Origin of the sequence: Myceligenerans pegani, from assembly GCF_014892515.1 — a bacterium.
Lineage (GTDB): Bacteria > Actinomycetota > Actinomycetes > Actinomycetales > Cellulomonadaceae > Myceligenerans > Myceligenerans pegani.
In genome coordinates this window covers 45974-62165 of the sequence record NZ_JADBGR010000112.1, presented here as the reverse complement: position 1 = coordinate 62165, position 16192 = coordinate 45974, and the positions used below count along the sequence as shown (strand labels likewise).

The window sequence follows — 16192 nt, the reverse complement described above, 5'->3', positions numbered from 1 at the left end:
CCGGTCGTCGGGCACGGAGCCGGGCGTCGCACGCGCGGTGCCGCGTCAGTCCAGGCCCTCGAGCGTGTCCAGGTCGGGCAGGTGCGGGGCGAGCGGCGGCAGTTCGTCGAGCGAGTCGTAGCCCATCCGCTCCAGGAAGTATCCCGTAGTTCCGAACAGGACCGCACCCGTGGCCGGGTCCTGCTCGATCTCGGCGATCAGTCCGCGGGTGAGCAGCGTCCGCACGACGCCGTCGACGTTCACCCCGCGTACGGCGCTGACCTGGCCGCGCGTCACGGGCTGCCGGTAGGCGATCACGGCGAGCGTCTCCAGCGCGGCCTGGCTGAGCTTCGCGGTCTGCCCGTCGAGCACGAACCGGCCGACGACGTCGCCGTGTGCGATCGAGGAGTAGATCCGCCAGCCCTCGGCGCCGCGCCGTAGCTCGAACCCGCGAGGTCGTCCGCCGAGGTCGCCGCGGTACTCGTCGGAGAGCTCGTCGAGCAGGTCGCGCACCTCGGCCTGGGGCAGGCCGAGCGCGGCGGCGAGGCGCTCCTCGGGCACCGGCGCGTCGGCGACCATGAGGACGGCCTCCAGCGCGGCGCGCGCGCCGCCGGGAAGCTCCTCGACGTCGACGACGGGCAGGTCCTCCTGGGTGTCGGCGGCCGGCCCGGGGGCGGCCTGGTCGCGCTCGGTGCCCTGGTCCGCACCGGCGACCGCGGCGGGCGTGGCCACGTCCGTCTCGGGTGTCTCGGTCACCTACGCCTCCTCCTCCCGTATCGCTGTCGTGTCGTCGTCGGACGCACCGGCGGCGTCCGGTGGCGGGTCGTCCTCGTCGAACTCGCTGGGGCCGGCGTCGGGGTCGAGATACTTCCCGCCGTCCCCGGGGCCCGCCGCCCACCGCACCGTCAGCTCGCCGAGCGACGTGACCTGCTCGAAGCTGACCAGCCGGTCCCGGAACAGCTCCAGCAGGGCGAGGAACCGCGCCACGACCACCATGCGCTCCACCCCTGCGGTGAGCGCGCGGAACGTCACGACGTGCTCGGCCCGTAGCCGCCGCACGATCGTGCCCGCCTCCTCGCGGACGCTGACCGCGGGCGCGTGCAGGTGGGTCAGCGATACCTCGGGCGGCGGCTTCGGCTGCAGCGCCTTGGCGGCCAGCGCCGCGAGGCGCGGCCCGTCCACGGTCCAGGCCAGCTCCGGCAGCAGGGCCGTGAGGTGCGGTTCCAGCGGGGCGAGGCGTGGCACGCGGCGCCCCGCGGTGGCCATCCGCTCGGCGAGCAGCGCGGAGACCTCCTTGTAGGCGCGGTACTGCAGCAGCCGGGCGAACAGCAGGTCCCGCGCCTCCAGCAGTTCCAGGTCCTCGAGTTCCTCCTCGACCACGCCGGGCAGCAGCCGGGCGGCCTTGATGTCGAGCAGCGTGGCCGCCACGACGAGGAACTCCGAGGCCACCCCCAGGTCCCACGACGGGTGGTCGTCCCCCCGGTCGGCGGCCTCGCGCGCCGCCTCCTCCGCGGCACGGATGTGGGCCACGAACTCGTCCGTGACCGCCGCGAGGGCCACCTCGGTGACGTCCATCTCCCGCTTGGTGATGAGGCTCAGCAGCAGGTCGAACGGTCCCGTGAAGTTGTCGAGGTGGACCTCGAAGCCGCCGGCGGTGCGCCTCGGCGCCGGGCCGTCGTCCTGCGCACCCGCCACCTCGGGTACGACGTCGTCGCTGGAGGCCGGGTCGCCGTCGGACACGATGTCGCCGGGTGCCTCCAGGACCTCAGGCGGCGTGGCCACGGGCCACGAGCTCCCGGGCGAGCTGGCGATAGGCGGACGCGCCGGGGTGGCCGGGCGCGTAGGCGGTGATCGGCTCGGCGGCCACGGTGGCGTCCGGGAACTTCACGGTGCGGCCGATCACGGAGTGCAGCAGCGTGTCGCCGAAGGCCTCGTGCACCCGGGCCACGACCTCCCGGGAATGGAGGGTGCGCGAGTCGTACATGGTGGGAAGGATACCGTCGATCTCGAGGGCGGGATTCAGCCGGTCCCGCACCTTCTCGATGGTCTCCACCAGCAGCGCGACGCCGCGGAGGGCGAAGAACTCGCACTCCAGCGGGATGAGCACGCCGTGCGCGGCGGTGAGGGCGTTGACGGTGAGCAGCCCGAGGGACGGCTGGCAGTCGATGAGGATGACGTCGTAGTCGTCGACGACGGGGCGCAGCGCCCGCGACAGCACGGACTCGCGCGCGACCTCCCCCACGAGCTGGACCTCGGCCGCGGACAGGTCGATGTTCGCCGGCAGCACGTCGAGGCCCTCGATCCCCGACTCGATGAGAGCGTCCTCGACGCGTACGCCGCGTTCCATGAGCACGTTGTAGACGGTGACGTCGAGCTCGTGCGGGTTGACGCCGATCCCCACCGAGGCGGCGCCCTGCGGGTCGAAGTCCACCAGCAGCACCTTGCGGCCGTGCTCGGCCAGGCAGGCGCCGAGGTTGATGGTGGTGGTCGTCTTGCCGACGCCGCCCTTCTGGTTGCACATCGCGATGATGCGGGCCGGGCCGTGGCTCGTCAGCGGCGGCGGCTCCGCGAAGTTCGGCATCACGCGCCCCACCACGTCACGGGGGACGTCGGCCCCGGGCTGCTCACCTGGCGGCTCACCGGGCGTCGGGCCGACGTCGACCAGCGTGTCCGTCATCTCGCCCGCTCCCTCCGTGCGGCTGGGTGCCTCGCTCACGCCCGTCACGCTATACCAGGCTCATGCGATGAACTCGACGAAACCCCGGCGCGCCCGAGATTCCCCGCGTTTCCCGCACATGAGGGTTCGGCGGGGCGGCGGCGCGGTCGCCGCGCGGCGGGGCTCAGCGGGCCCGCGGGTGGGTCGCGGCGTAGACCTCGCGGAGGGCGTCCGGGGTGACCATCGTGTAGATCTGCGTGGTCGTCACCGACGCGTGGCCGAGCAGTTCCTGCACCACGCGCACGTCGGCGCCGCCGGCCAGCAGGTGCGTCGCGAACGAGTGGCGCAGCGTGTGCGGCGAGACCCCGTCCAGTCCTGCGCGGCCGGCCGCGGCCTGGAGGGCGGCCCACGCCGACTGCCGCGACATCCGCGCACCTCGCGTGTTGAGGAACAGGGCGGGCGTGCCGCGCTGCCGGGCCGCCGACGCCAGCTCCGGCCGGGCGCGGACCAGGTAGGCCTCGACGGCCTCGCGGGCGTACGACCCGACGGGCACCACGCGCTCCTTGTCGCCCTTGCCGCGCAGGCGCACGACGGGCGCCTCACCGACGTCGTCCACGTCCAGGCCGACGATCTCCGAGATCCGCCCGCCCGTCGCGTACAGCAGTTCCAGCAGCGCGCGGTCACGCAGCGGGAGGGCGCCGTCGCCGACTCCGGCGGCGTCGAGCAGGAGCGCCACGTCGTCCACGCTCAGGGCGTGCGGGAGCCGGCGCATCCGGGTGGGCGCGTGCACCTCGGTGGTGGGATCGCCGTCGGCCAGGCCCTCCGCGTGCGCGAACCGGTGCCAGCCGCGCACCGCGGCGAGGGCGCGGGCCGTCGACGACGCCGACAGCGGGGCGCCGCCGTCGGTCCCCCGCCGGATCGCCTCGACGTGGGCGAGCACGTCCGCCTCGGTGACATCGCGGACCCGTGCCCGACCCAGGACGGTCAGGTGGGTCACGTAGCGCGACAGGTCCCGGGCATAGGCCGCGACGGTGTTGGCGGACAGCCCGCGCTCGACCCGCAGGTGGGCGAGGTAGTCGCGGAGCGGTTCGCCGAGCGCACCGTCGGTCTCCGTCAGGCTGGGCACGGCCCCATCATGCCTCCGACCACCCCGCCCCTCACTACGACGCGCCGCAATTTGACACGCCGGACAAACCACCGGTTCTCCCCCGCGCCGCCCCCGGCCAGGAACGACGTGGCCGGCGGGCCCGCCGGGCCGGTCCGCGGCCCCGTCGTGCCCGACGGCACGCACCGCTCGGATCACGCGGGTCGCGCGGGTCGTGACCGGTCGGCGATCACGACGGGTTGATGTTGAACAGCTCCGCCCGGCTGCGGATGACCTGGGCCCGGGCCAGGCGCGGCTTGTCGGAGCCGTCGCGGATCACGCCACCCGCGGCCTCGAACTCGGCGAGGAAGTCCACGGCCCACGCGACATCGGCCGGAGACGGGCTGAAGCACTCGTTGATCACGGCGGGCTGCTCGAGGTCGAGGCACAGCTTGCCGGTCACGCCCAGCGCGACGGCATCGGCCGACTGCTCACGCAGCAGGGCGTGCGCCGAGCCGACGGTCGGGCCGTCGACGGGACCGGGCAGCCCTCCGATACGGCTCGCCAGCACGAGGCGGGTACGCGGGTACGCCATCGCGATGGGCTCGTTCGCGGCGCCGGTGTCGCGGCGGTAGTCGCCGGACCCGAACGCCAGGCGGAACGTGCCCCGCGCGCGGGCGATGTTCACGGCCTCCTCGATCCCCAGGGCGGACTCCACCAGCGGGATGACCGGCACCTCGCCGCCGAGGCGCTGCGCGGTGTCGATGACGTCGTCGGCCGACTCGGTCTTGGCGAGCATCACCCCGGCGAGCCCTTCCACGTCGCGCAACTGCGCGACGTCGTCCGCCCAGGCGGCCGACGTGCGGTCGTTGATCCGGACCCAGCCCGTCCCGCCGCCCCGCAGCCACTCGATGACGCGGGCACGCGCCTCGTCCTTCAGGCTGTCGTCGATCGCGTCCTCGCAGTCGAGGAGGATCTGGTCGGCACGGGAGAGCTGGGCGTCGTCGAACGCGTCGGCCCGCATCGCGGAGAGCAGCAGCCACGAGCGCGCGTAGTCGGGCGCGACGCGGGTCTTCTCGCGGGCGGCACGGCGGGCGGTGAGATCTGTGGAGTCGGTCACGGTCACAGGGTCGATGCTATGCCCGGCGACACGGCGAGCGACGACACCGCTGTCCACAAAGACCGAAAACCCCTCTGTCGGTCACGACCAATCGCCGGGGCGCGCGGCCGCCGTCGTCGGCAGCACGGAACCGGCGGCACCCACCGCCGGCCCCGGGGCGCCCACGGCTCAGAACGGCAGGAAGACGTCCACCGCGACCGCGAGGAACAGCACCGACAGGTAGGTGATCGACGCGTGGAACACCTTCATCGCCCCGAGCCGCTTGCCCGTGGCGCCCTGCTTGGCGCGGCGCAGCATCAGGATCGTGGCGGCCAGGAACCACGCGCCCAGGCCCGCGGCCACCGCCGTGTACACCCACGACATGCCCGCCAGCGGCACGAGCACCAGGGAGCAGGCGATCATCGCGAGCGTGTACCCCACCATCTCGGCGGCGACACGACGGTCGTCGGACACGACCGGCAGCATCGGCACGTCCGCCGCGGCGTAGTCCCGCTTGAACTTGATCGACAGCGGCCAGTAGTGCGGCGGCGTCCAGAAGAAGATCACGCCGAACAGCGCGAGCGCGGACCAGCTCAGGCCACCCGTCACCGCCGCCCAGCCGATGAACACCGGCATGCAGCCCGCGATGCCGCCCCACACGATGTTCTGCGGCGTGCGCCGCTTCAGGATCATCGTGTAGCCGACCACGTAGATCGCGATCGCGGCCGCCGTCAGCCACGCCGCCGCGACGTTCACCACCAGCGCGAACCACGCCAGCGACACCCCGCACAGCACCCAGGAGAACACCAGGCCGGCGCGCGGCGAGATCTCCCCCGTCGCCAGTGGCCGACGCTTTGTCCGGTTCATCACCTTGTCGATGTCCCGGTCCAGGTACATGTTGAACGCGTTCGCGCTCCCCGCCGCGAGCGCCCCGCCGACCAGCGTCGCCAGCATCAGCCCGAGCGACGGCCAGCCGCGCTCCGCCAGGATCATCGTCGGAATCGTCGTGACCAGGAGCAGCTCGATCACGCGCGGCTTGGTCAGCGCGACGTACGCGCCCACCCGGCCCAGGAACCGGCCGCCGGGCCGGCGGTCGTAGTTCGCGAGGCCCTCCCGGACGTCCGCGCCGTCCGCGACCTCCGGCGTCGTCCCGCCGAGGTCCGGCGACGGCGCCCCGGGGACGGCGGCAGCGGTGCGCGGCGCGGGCGAGGGCGAAGATGTGCTCACGGGTGGACGTCCGTTCCGGTCTGCGCGGGGGCAAAAGGCCCGCCCATCGTACGCCCGGCCCGCGTCCGGTCGCCTCCCGCCCGCGGGCCGCGTGTGTGACCTTCGCCTCGCCGCGGAATTCCGGCCCCCGGCCGGTGTTGTGCACAGAGTGCGGACACCTCGGAGCACGTGTCACCGTGCGGTTATAGGGTGATCGCGGTATCCAGGGCGGTGGTCTTCCCACCGTCGCAGTACGTACGACCGCGCGGCCGTCCGCGCCGGCGGTGAGAAGAGGATTCGAGATGACGTTCGACCCCACCCTGTCCCCGCTCACCTGGTCCGAGCTCGACCAGCGCGCGGTGACGTCGATCAAGGCGCTCGCGGCCGATGCCGTGGAGAAGGTCGGCAGCGGTCACCCCGGCACCGCGATCTCCCTGGCTCCCGCCGCCTACCTGCTGTTCCAGAAGACGATGCGCCACGACCCGGCCGATCCGGCGTGGGTGGGCCGCGACCGGTTCGTGCTGAGCGCCGGCCACTCGTCGCTGACGCTGTACCTGCAGCTCTTCCTCGCGGGGTACGGCCTGGAGATGGAGGACATCGCGGCGCTGCGCACCTGGGGCTCGAAGACGCCGGGCCACCCGGAGTACCGCCACACCGAGGGCGTGGAGATCACCACCGGCCCGCTCGGCCAGGGCCTGGCGTCGGCGGTCGGCATGGCGTTCGCCGCCCGCCGCGAGCGGGGCCTGCTGGACCCGGAGGCAGCGCCCGGGACGTCGCCGTTCGACCACCACGTGTACGTCATCGCGTCCGACGGCGATCTCCAGGAGGGCGTCACGAGCGAGGCCTCGTCGCTCGCGGGGCACCAGCAGCTGGGCAACCTCGTGGTGATCTGGGACGACAACAAGATCTCGATCGAGGACGACACCGACATCGCGTTCACCGAGGACGTCCTGGCGCGCTACGCGGCGTACGGCTGGCACACGCAGCGGGTGGACTGGACCTCGGGCGGCACGGGCTACGCGGAGGACGTCGAGGGTCTCGCGGCGGCCCTCGACGCGGCCAAGGCGGAGACGGGCAAGCCGTCGATCATCGCACTGCGCACCATCATCGGCTGGCCCTCGCCCGGCAAGCAGGGCACCGGCGGCATCCACGGCTCGAAGCTCGGCACCGAGGAGCTGGCGGGCCTGAAGCGGGAGCTCGGCCTGGACCCCGAGGTGTCCTTCCACATCGACGACGACGTGCTGGCGTACACCCGCGCCGTCGCGGAGCGCCAGGCGGCCGAGCGCAAGGGGTGGGAGGCGGCGTACAGCTCGTGGCGCGCGGCCAACCCGGAGAACGCGGTGCTGCTGGACCGTCTCACCAAGCGCGAGCTTCCCGAGGGCTGGGCGGACGCCCTGCCCGAGTTCGCGGCGGACACCGAGAAGGGCATGGCCACGCGTGCGGCGTCGGGCAAGGTCCTGACCGCGCTGAAGGACGTCCTGCCCGAGCTGTGGGGCGGCTCCGCCGATCTCGCGGGCTCGAACAACACGACGATGGAGGGCGCGTCGTCGTTCGTCCCGGCGGAGCACGCCACGAAGAAGTTCCCGGGCGACCAGTACGGCCGCACCCTGCACTTCGGCATCCGTGAGCACGGCATGGGCGCGATCCTCAACGGCATCGTGCTGCACGGCCTGACCCGCCCGTACGGGGGCACCTTCCTCCAGTTCGCGGACTACATGCGCGCGTCGGTCCGCATCGCGGCCCTCATGGAGATCCCGACGACGTTCGTGTGGACGCACGACTCGATCGGCCTCGGCGAGGACGGCCCCACGCACCAGCCGGTCGAGCACCTCGCGGCGCTCCGCGCCATCCCGCACCTCGACATCGTCCGCCCCGCCGACGCCAACGAGACCGCCTGGGCCTGGCGCGGCATCCTGGAGAACACGCAGAACCCGGCCGGCATCGTGCTGACCCGCCAGAACGTGCCGACCTACCCGCGCGGCACCGACGGCTTCGCCGGCGCCGAGGGCACCCTCAAGGGCGGCTACACGCTGCTCGACACCGACGGCACACCGGACGTGATCCTGATCGGCACCGGCTCCGAGGTGCAGCTCGCGGTCGGGGCCCGCGAGCTGCTCGCCGCCGACGGCGTGCGCGCCCGCGTGGTGTCGATGCCGTCCGTGGAGTGGTTCGCCCGGCAGGACGAGGCCTACCGCGAGCAGGTGCTCCCGTCCGCGGTGCGGGCGCGCGTGTCGGTCGAGGCCGGCATCGCGCAGGGCTGGCGCGGGATCGTGGGCGACGCCGGTCGCTCCGTCTCGCTCGAGCACTTCGGCGCCTCGGCGGACTACCAGACGCTCTTCCGGGAGTACGGGATCACGGCCGAGGCCGTGGCCCGGGCCGCGAAGGAGTCGATCGCCGCCGCGACGGCCTGAGCCGCCCGGTCCCTGAGCACCCCGAGGTACGTACGAGAGAGGAGCACGGCACATGAGTGAGCAGGCGAACCCCACCAAGCGGCTGTCCGAGGCAGGCGTGGCCATCTGGCTGGACGACCTGTCCCGTGAGCGACTGGACACCGGCAACCTCGCGGAGCTGATCGAGACGAGGGACGTCGTGGGGGTCACCACGAACCCGACGATCTTCGCCGGCGCCCTGTCCAAGGGCGACGCGTACGCCGCCGCCCTCGCGGAGCTCGCCGGGACCGATGTCGAGGCCGCCGTCGAGAAGATCACCACCGACGACGTGCGCGCCGCGGCCGACGTCCTGCGCGGCGTCTACGACCGCTCGGGCACCGTCGACGGCCGCGTGTCCATCGAGGTGGACCCCCGCCTGGCCCGCGACACCGAGGCCACCGTCGCCGTCGCGAAGCGCCTGTGGGCCACGGTCGACCGGCCGAACGTCATGATCAAGATCCCGGCCACGGTCGAGGGCCTGCCCGCCATCACGGCGACGCTGGCCGAGGGCATCAGCGTGAACGTCACGCTGATCTTCTCGATCGAGCGCTACCGGGCCGTCATGGACGCGTTCCTGGCGGGCCTGGAGGCGGCGCGGGAGAACGGACACGACCTGGCGCCGATCGGCTCGGTGGCGTCGTTCTTCGTGTCGCGCGTGGACTCGGAGGTCGACAAGCGGCTCGAGGCCGTCGGCTCCGAGGAGGCCCTGGCCCTGCGCGGCCAGGCCGCCATCGCGAACGCCCGTCTCGCCTACGCGGCCTACGAGGAGGTGTTCGCGGGCGAGCGCTGGTCCGCGCTCGCGGCCGCGGGCGCCCACCCGCAGCGGCCCCTGTGGGCGTCGACCGGCGTGAAGAACCCGGACTACCGCGACACCATGTACGTGGACGAGCTCGTCGTGGACGGCGTGGTCAACACCATGCCGGAGAAGACCCTCGACGCGTTCGCCGACCACGGCATCGTGCTCGCCGACACCGTCACCGGGACCTCCGGGACCGCGGCGGCGACGATCGCGGCGATCGAGGCCCACGGCATCTCCATGGCCGAGGTCACCCAGCTGCTGGAGGACGAGGGCGTGGTCAAGTTCGAGAAGAGCTGGGACGAGTTGCTGGCCACCACGCAGGCCGGCCTCGACAACGCGGGCTGACGCAGGGCCGGAAGCCCGCCGCACACACGAACGATCTCGGAGGACGTCGTTGCGACCAGCAAGGATCAGTGCCGAACACAACCCGCTCCGTGACCCCCTCGACCTCCGGCTGCCCCGCATCGCGGGGCCGTGCGGCCTGGTCATCTTCGGGGTCACGGGCGACCTGTCGCGCAAGAAGCTCATGCCCGCGGTGTACGACCTCGCCAACCGGGGCCTGCTGCCGCCCGGCTTCGCGCTGACGGGCTTCGCCCGCCGCGAGTGGTCGGACCAGGATTTCGCCCAGATCGTGCACGACGCGGTCAAGGAGCACGCGCGCACCCCCTTCCGCGAGGCCACCTGGCGCCAGCTCGCGGAGGGCATCCGGTTCGTCGAGGGCTCCTTCGACGACGACGACGCGTTCGAGCGCCTGCGCGAGACCGTCGAGACGCTGGACGCCGAGCGCGGCACCGGCGGGAACCACGCCTTCTATCTGTCCGTGCCGCCGAGCGCGTTCCCGCTGGTGTGCCGGCAGCTGGCGAAGCACGGGCTGTCCACGCCCGACACGGACCTGTCCGACGGCGAGGCCTGGCGGCGCGTCGTCATCGAGAAGCCGTTCGGCCACGACCTGGCGAGCGCGCGCGAGCTGGACGCCGTGGTGTCCGAGGTCTTCTCCCCGGACTCGGTCTTCCGCATCGACCACTACCTGGGCAAGGAGACCGTCCAGAACATCCTGGCGCTGCGGTTCGCCAACCAGATGTTCGAGCCGATCTGGAACGCCAACTACGTGGACCACGTGCAGATCACGATGGCCGAGGACATCGGTATCGGCGGCCGGGCCGGCTACTACGACGGGATCGGCGCGGCGCGCGACGTCATCCAGAACCACCTGCTGCAGCTCCTCGCGCTCGTCGCGATGGAGGAGCCGGTGACGTTCGACGCCGCCGAGCTGCGGGCCGAGAAGATCAAGGTGCTGTCGTCGCTGCGGTTGCCGAAGTCGCTCGGCCGGCACACCGCGCGCGGGCAGTACGCGCCGGCGTGGCAGGGCGGCGAGGAGGTCAGGGGCTTCCTGCAGGAGGACGGCATCGCGCCGGACTCCACCACCGAGACGTACGCCGCGATCAAGGTGGACGTGGACAACCGCCGCTGGGCGGGCGTCCCGTTCTACCTGCGCAGCGGCAAGCGACTGGGCCGTCGCGTCACCGAGGTGGCGGTGGTCTTCAAGAAGGCACCGCACCTGCCGTTCGAGTCGTCGCTCACGTCGGAGCTCGGGAACAACGCCCTCGTGATCCGCGTGCAGCCCGACGAGGGCGTGACGATGCGGTTCGGCGCCAAGGTGCCGGGCACCGCGATGCAGGTGCGCGACGTGACGATGGACTTCGGGTACGGGCACTCGTTCACCGAGTCCTCCCCCGAGGCGTACGAGCGACTCATCCTCGACGTGCTGCTGGGCGACCCGCCGCTGTTCCCCACGCACCAGGAGGTCGAGCTCTCCTGGAAGGTGCTCGACCCGATCACCGCGTACTGGGCGAAGCAGGGCCAGCCGGAGCAGTACGCGTCCGGGACGTGGGGACCGCCGTCGGCGGACGAGATGCTGGCTCGCGACGGCCGTGTCTGGAGGCGGCCGTGATCGTCACCGGAACGCGGAGGCACCACCTCGAAGGGGCGGAGCCGACAAGCACTGCCGGGCCGCGGACGAACCGCCTCGACGAGGCAGGGAGCACGACGTCGCCGGAGCGCGAAGGATCCACCTCGAAGGGCGGAACATGATTATCGACATGCCTGACACCACCGCCAACGACGTCAACCGGCGGCTGGTCCGGCTGCGGGACGAGGGCGGCGCGGTCGCCCTGGGCCGGGTGCTCACCCTCGTGGTCCTCGCCGACGAGCGGGACGTCGAGGAGGCGGTGGCCACGACCAACGACGCCAGCCGTGAGCATCCGTGCCGCGTCATCGTGGTGGCACCCGCCGGTGACGGCGCCGATGCGCGGCTGGACGCCCAGATCCGCGTGGGTGGCGACGCCGGCGCCTCGGAGGTCGTGGTGCTGCGGGCGTCCGGCCCGCTGCTGGAGCGCGGCGACACCCTCGTGATGCCCCTGCTCCTGCCCGACGCCCCCATCGTGGTCTGGTGGCCGCGGGACGCGCCCGCCGAGCCGGCGGCCGACCCGGTCGGCGCCATGGCGCACCGGCGGATCACCGACACCACCGCCGTCGAGGATCCGGTGGCGATGCTGCACACGCTCCCCGGCGTGTCCCGGCCCGGCGACACGGACCTGGCCTGGGCCCGCGTGACGCTGTGGCGAGGGCTCATCGCGGCCGCGGTCGAGCAGCCGCCGTTCGAGCCCGTGCAGGGCGTGCGGGTCGAGGGCGAGGTCCGGCACACGTCGCTGCACCTGCTCGCGGCCTGGCTCGGCGAGCGGCTGGGGGCGACCGCCACGGTCGTCCCCGTCCCGGGGGCCGAGGCGATCACGCGGGTGGTGCTGGAGCGCAAGGACGGCGACATCGTGCTCGACCGGCCCGACGGGCGCGTGGTCACGATCACGCAGCCCGGCAAGCCGGAGCGGCGCATCTCGCTGCCGATCCGCAAGCTCAACGAGGCGCTCATCGAGGAGCTGCGCCGCCTCGACCCGGACGAGATCTACGAAGAGGTTCTCACCAAGGGCCTGCCCCTGGTCGAGGTCGAGGGAGCGGCATGAGCGACGACCCGGGGACGACGCAGACCCTGACCCCGGGCGCGCGGCTCGTCGTCGTGCACCCGGACGCCGGTGTGCTGGCCGAGGCGGCGGCCGCGCGGCTGCTCACGCGGATCCTCGACGTCCAGTCGGTGCGCTCCCCCGTGCACGTCGTGCTGACGGGCGGCACGGTCGGCATCCGGACACTCGCCTGCGTGGCGGCGTCGCCGCTGGTCGCGGCCGTGGACTGGAGCGGCGTGCACCTGTGGTGGGGCGACGAGCGGTTCCTGCCCGACGGCGACCCGGACCGCAACGAGACCCAGGCCCGCGAGGCCCTGGTCGACGCGCTGGTCGCCGGGCACGGGCTGCCGGGCGAGAACGTGCATCCCGTGCCGGGGCCGTCGGCCGTCGGTACGCCCGAGGAGGGCGCGGCGGCCTACGCGGCGGAGCTCGCGCGGTTCGCGGGTGATCCGGGGGCGGGCGGCGGGGAGGCGGCGGGGCCGGCCGTGCCCGCGTTCGACGTCCTGCTGCTCGGCATGGGCCCCGACGGGCATGTCGCGTCCCTGTTCCCGGGGCACGAAGGGCTCGCGGCCACGGGCGCCGCGGTGGGCGTGCACGGCTCGCCCAAGCCGCCACCAGAGCGTGTCTCCCTGACGTTCGGCGCCATCCGTGCGGCGCGTGAGGTCTGGGTCGTCGCCGCGGGCGGGGAGAAGGCGGCCCAGGCAGCGGCGGCGCTCGGGACCACGACGAACGGCGCCCCGGGCGCGATCACGATCACGGACGTGCCGGCCGCGGGGGCCGTCGGCCGCTCCCGCACCCTCTGGCTGCTGGACGCCGCCGCGGCCGGAGGGTAGGCAGGCGGCCGCCGTCACTGTCGAGACGCCGAGGAAGGGGCCACGCGTGAGAGCCCCGCCTCGGCGTCTCGACGCTGCGGCGTGCCGCCTCAGCTCGCGATGCGGCCGCGCCGGGTGTGGAGCGCTTCGAGGGCCTCGGCCAGGAGAGCGGCGCCGTCCTCCTCCGAACGGCGTTCCTTCACGTAGGCCAGGTGCGTCTTGTACGGTTCGTTCCGGACCGGCGACGGCGGGTTCGCCGGGTCCATGCCCGCCGGATACCCGCACTGCGGGCAGTCCCAGTGCACCGGGGCCTCCACGTCCTCACCGACGGAGAAGCTCGGTGCCGTCTCGTGCCCGTTCGCGCAAAAGTAGGAGACCCGCACGCGGGGGGCAGCCTCGCCCCGCTCGGTCTCGCCCATGGGGCCGGCGCCTACCCGGCTACCCCTGATCGCATGCCCGCCAGATGCCACGTTCCTCGTCCCCTCCGTGAGGTTGGGTGGCCGACCGCCCGCGCGTCGAAGCCGCTCGGGTCAGCTGACCTTCTGAACCAGGCCGAGCAGCACGATGACCACGGTCCACACGAGCGCGAAGGCGATCGTGATGCGGTTCAGGTTGCGCTCGGCGACGCCGGAGGACCCGGCGCCCATGGAGATACCGCCGCCGAACATGTCGGAGAGACCGCCACCCTTGCCCTTGTGGAGCAGGACGAGCATGGTCAGGAAGGCACTGGTGAGCACCAGCAGAACCTGCAGGATGATGCGGAGCACGTCCACGGAAACTTCACGTCCTCATCGGTCGGTGTGCCGGAGATCACTCCGGCGGCGGATCGGTGTCAAGAGTAAGCGAGGGTTGGTCCGGAGAACGAACCCCCAGGTCAGGAGCCTGAACTGGGGGTCGTTCACCCGGCTCCGAGTCTCTCACACGAGGGCCGGCCGTCGCGCGAGCCGACTGTGGAGTGTCGGTGTGCGTGCCGTCAGACCGTCACGTGCGACTGGTAGCGCACGATCTTGGCGAACTCCTCCGGGTCCAGGCTGGCGCCGCCCACGAGCGCGCCGTCGACGTCGGGCTGCGCCATGATCTGCGCGACGTTGCCCGACTTCACCGAGCCCCCGTACAGGACCCGCACCACGCCGGCGAGGTCGGCGTCGTACAGCTCGGCGAGGCGCGCGCGGATCGCGCCGCAGACCTCCTGCGCGTCCTCGGGCGTGGCGACCTCGCCCGTGCCGATCGCCCAGACCGGCTCGTACGCGATGACGACCTTCGCGACCTGCTCGGCCGACAGGCCGCGCAGCGCGGCGTCGACCTGCGCGAGGGTGAACGCGACCTGGTCCCCCGCCTTGCGCACGTGCAGTCCCTCGCCCACGCACAGGATCGGCGACAGGCCGTTCTGCAGGGCGGTGGTCACCTTGGCGGCCACGAGCTCGTCCGACTCGCCGTGGTGCTCGCGACGCTCGGAGTGGCCCACGGCGACGTAGGTGCAGCCGAGCTTGGCCAGCATCGGGCCCGAGACGTCGCCCGTGAACGCGCCGGACTCGTGCTGCGACAGGTCCTGGCCGCCGTAGCGGATGTCGAGCTTGTCGGCGTCGACCAGCGTCTGCACGGAACGCAGGTCCGTGAACGGCGGGAGCACGGCCACCTCGACCGCGTCGTAGTCGTGCTTGGCGTCCTTCAGCGTCCACGCCAGCTTCTGGACCGTGCTGATCGCCTGCTGGTGGTCCAGGTTCATCTTCCAGTTGCCCGCCATGAACGGCGTGCGGTTCTGTGCCATGGTTCCTCTTCTGCGTTGTTCGGTCAGGCCGGCACGTCGGGCCGGCACATCAGGCCAGCACGGTCAGGCCCGGGAGCTCCTTGCCCTCGAGCAGTTCGAGGCTCGCGCCGCCGCCCGTGGAGATGTGGCTGAAGCCCGCCTCGTCGAAGCCGAGGACGCGCACGGCCGCGGCGGAGTCGCCGCCGCCCACGATCGAGAACGCCCCGTTCGCGGTCGCGTCCACGATCCCCTGCGCGACGGTCCGGGTGCCGGCCGCGTAGTCGGCACGCTCGAACACGCCCATGGGGCCGTTCCAGGCGATGGTCCGGGTGTCGGCCAGCTTCGCGGCGAAGAGCTCGCCGGACTCGGGGCCGATGTCGAGGCCGATCTTGTCCGCCGGGATCGCGTCCGCCGGGACGACGCCGGCCGGGGCCGGGGCGTCGAACGCGTCGGCGACGACGATGTCGGCCGGCAGCACGATCTCGACGCCGTTCTCCTCGGCGGTGGCCAGATAGCCCTTGACCGTGTCGATCTGGTCCTTCTCCAGCAGCGAGGTGCCGACCTCCAGGCCCTTGGCCGCGAGGAAGGTGAACACCATGCCGCCGCCGATGAGCAGCCGGTCCGCCTTGGTGAGCAGGTTCGCGATCACGCCGAGCTTGTCGCTCACCTTGGAGCCCCCGAGCACGACGGCGTACGGGCGCTCCGGGTCACCCGTCGCGCGGGACAGGGACTCGACCTCCTTGAGCACCAGCTCGCCGACCGCGGCCGGGAGGATCCGCGCGACGTCGTACACCGACGCCTGCTTGCGGTGCACGACGCCGAAGCCGTCGGAGACGAACGCGTCCGCGAGCGCGGCGAGCTCGCCGGCGAGCGCCTCGCGCTCGGCGTCGTCCTTGGCGGTCTCGCGCGCGTCGAAGCGGACGTTCTCCAGGAGGGCGACCTGGCCGTCGGCGAGCTCGCCGACGACCTTCTGCGCGGACGGGCCGGTGACGTCGTCGGCGAGCGCGACGTCCGCTCCGAGCAGCTCGCCCAGGCGCGCGGCGACCGGCGCGAGGGAGAACTCGGGCTTCGGCTCGCCCTTGGGCCGGCCGAGGTGGGCCGTCACGACGACGCGGGCGCCCGCGCCGGTCAGGCGCCGCAGCGTGGGCAGCGCGGCGCGGATGCGGCCGTCGTCGGTGATGGTGGTGCCGTCGAGCGGCACGTTGAAGTCGGAGCGGACGAGCACGCGCTTGCCGCGCAGGTCGCCCAGGGAGTCGATGGTCTTCATGCTCAGAGCCCTTCTGGCAGTGCGGGTGTGCCGCCGGCGACGCGGGGATGTCTCACCGGACAGAACGCGACCCCGGGGGCCGTCACGGCCCGCGGCGGGG

The 16192-nt window shown here is 72.9% G+C and carries 15 protein-coding genes; 5 read left to right on the top strand and 10 right to left on the bottom strand.

The window, feature by feature from the left end; genetic code table 11:
• Positions 1-45 precede the first annotated feature (45 nt).
• From scpB to IIE03_RS24880, 6 genes are all read right to left on the bottom strand, one after another.
• On the bottom strand, positions 46-735 hold the full coding sequence (scpB, locus tag IIE03_RS24905) for an SMC-Scp complex subunit ScpB (RefSeq protein ID WP_408632871.1): 690 nt from the start codon (positions 733-735) through the stop codon (positions 46-48).
• Positions 736-1761: a segregation and condensation protein A gene (locus IIE03_RS24900; RefSeq protein ID WP_192865490.1), complete on the bottom strand. Its 1026-nt coding sequence runs from the start codon at positions 1759-1761 to the stop codon at positions 736-738.
• Positions 1745-2560: a ParA family protein gene (locus IIE03_RS24895; RefSeq protein WP_225998316.1), complete on the bottom strand. Its 816-nt coding sequence runs from the start codon at positions 2558-2560 to the stop codon at positions 1745-1747. Before IIE03_RS24895 ends, IIE03_RS24900 begins: the two co-directional genes overlap by 17 nt.
• A 259-nt stretch (positions 2561-2819) precedes the next feature.
• Positions 2820-3761, bottom strand: coding sequence for a site-specific tyrosine recombinase XerD (xerD, locus tag IIE03_RS24890; RefSeq protein WP_318843162.1), 942 nt, complete (start codon positions 3759-3761; stop codon positions 2820-2822).
• A 208-nt stretch (positions 3762-3969) separates the two neighbouring features.
• Entirely contained in the window at positions 3970-4839 is an 870-nt protein-coding gene (locus IIE03_RS24885; RefSeq protein WP_192865489.1) for an HpcH/HpaI aldolase/citrate lyase family protein, read from the bottom strand.
• A gap of 168 nt (positions 4840-5007) precedes the next feature.
• Positions 5008-5889, bottom strand: a complete 882-nt coding sequence (locus tag IIE03_RS24880) for a heme o synthase (protein WP_192865595.1) — start codon at positions 5887-5889, stop codon at positions 5008-5010.
• A 437-nt stretch (positions 5890-6326) separates the two neighbouring features.
• Here IIE03_RS24880 and tkt point away from each other — a divergent pair, with 437 nt between their 5' ends.
• From tkt to pgl, 5 genes are all read left to right on the top strand, one after another.
• On the top strand, positions 6327-8435 hold the full coding sequence (gene tkt / locus IIE03_RS24875; RefSeq protein ID WP_192865488.1) for a transketolase: 2109 nt from the start codon (positions 6327-6329) through the stop codon (positions 8433-8435).
• A 52-nt stretch (positions 8436-8487) separates the two neighbouring features.
• On the top strand, positions 8488-9597 hold the full coding sequence (tal, locus tag IIE03_RS24870; protein WP_192865487.1) for a transaldolase: 1110 nt from the start codon (positions 8488-8490) through the stop codon (positions 9595-9597).
• Between the two features lie 49 nt (positions 9598-9646).
• A complete protein-coding gene (zwf, locus tag IIE03_RS24865; RefSeq protein ID WP_192865486.1) occupies positions 9647-11203 on the top strand; it encodes a glucose-6-phosphate dehydrogenase in 1557 nt (518 codons plus the stop codon).
• A gap of 136 nt (positions 11204-11339) precedes the next feature.
• Positions 11340-12269 (top strand): glucose-6-phosphate dehydrogenase assembly protein OpcA, encoded by a 930-nt coding sequence (locus tag IIE03_RS24860; RefSeq protein WP_192865485.1) that lies wholly within the window; start codon positions 11340-11342, stop codon positions 12267-12269.
• Positions 12266-13099, top strand: coding sequence for a 6-phosphogluconolactonase (gene pgl / locus IIE03_RS24855; RefSeq protein WP_192865484.1), 834 nt, complete (start codon positions 12266-12268; stop codon positions 13097-13099). The genes IIE03_RS24860 and pgl overlap by 4 nt, the downstream gene beginning before the upstream one ends.
• Positions 13100-13188: 89 nt before the next feature.
• Here pgl and IIE03_RS24850 read toward each other — a convergent pair whose 3' ends face one another.
• The 4 genes from IIE03_RS24850 to IIE03_RS24835 form a co-directional block, all read right to left on the bottom strand.
• Positions 13189-13548: an RNA polymerase-binding protein RbpA gene (locus IIE03_RS24850; protein WP_192865483.1), complete on the bottom strand. Its 360-nt coding sequence runs from the start codon at positions 13546-13548 to the stop codon at positions 13189-13191.
• A 60-nt stretch (positions 13549-13608) separates the two neighbouring features.
• On the bottom strand, positions 13609-13851 hold the full coding sequence (gene secG, locus IIE03_RS24845) for a preprotein translocase subunit SecG (RefSeq protein WP_192865482.1): 243 nt from the start codon (positions 13849-13851) through the stop codon (positions 13609-13611).
• Between the two features lie 200 nt (positions 13852-14051).
• On the bottom strand, positions 14052-14846 hold the full coding sequence (gene tpiA, locus IIE03_RS24840) for a triose-phosphate isomerase (RefSeq protein ID WP_192865481.1): 795 nt from the start codon (positions 14844-14846) through the stop codon (positions 14052-14054).
• Positions 14847-14895: 49 nt separating this feature from the next.
• Positions 14896-16092 carry a phosphoglycerate kinase gene (locus tag IIE03_RS24835; RefSeq protein WP_192865480.1) on the bottom strand — a complete coding sequence of 399 codons (1197 nt, stop codon included), beginning with the start codon at positions 16090-16092 and terminating at the stop codon, positions 14896-14898.
• Between the last annotated feature and the right edge of the window lie 100 nt (positions 16093-16192).